At 51.8% G+C, this 512-nt stretch carries 1 pseudogene; it reads left to right on the top strand.

Annotation, left to right across the window (positions count from 1 at the left end):
* Positions 1 to 512 (top strand): annotated as a pseudogene (locus tag KGF39_RS19465) (collagen-like protein); the annotation flags it as partial.

Genomic DNA, 512 nt, shown 5'->3' with positions numbered 1-512 from the left:
ACAGGAGCAAATGGAATAACAGGTCCAACAGGAAATAAAGGAGCAACAGGAGCAAATGGAATAACAGGCTCTACAGGTCCAACAGGAAATACAGGAGCAACAGGAGCAAATGGAATAACAGGTCCAACAGGAGCAACAGGAGTTACTGGGTCAACAGGCCCAACAGGAAACACAGGAGCAACCGGAGTAACCGGAGCAAATGGGATAACAGGAGCAACAGGGAATACAGGAGTGACAGGAGCAAATGGAGAGACTGGAGCAACCGGACCAACAGGAAATACAGGAGCTACAGGACCAACAGGAAGTATAGGAGCAACTGGAGCAAACGGAGCCACTGGGTCAACAGGTCCAATAGGAGTAACTGGTCCAACCGGAGCAGATGGAGAAGCAGGTCCAACCGGAGCAGTAGGAGCAACAGGTCCAGATGGAGCAATAGGTCCAACGGGAAATACAGGAGCAACGGGAGCGACAGGAGCAGATGGAGCGATAGGTCCAACAGGAGCAACAGGAGC

The sequence above is a fragment of the Clostridioides sp. ZZV14-6345 genome, from assembly GCF_020657775.1.
In the GTDB taxonomy this organism is placed as follows: domain Bacteria; phylum Bacillota; class Clostridia; order Peptostreptococcales; family Peptostreptococcaceae; genus Clostridioides; species Clostridioides difficile_D.
This window is presented reverse-complemented; position numbering and strand designations above follow the sequence as displayed.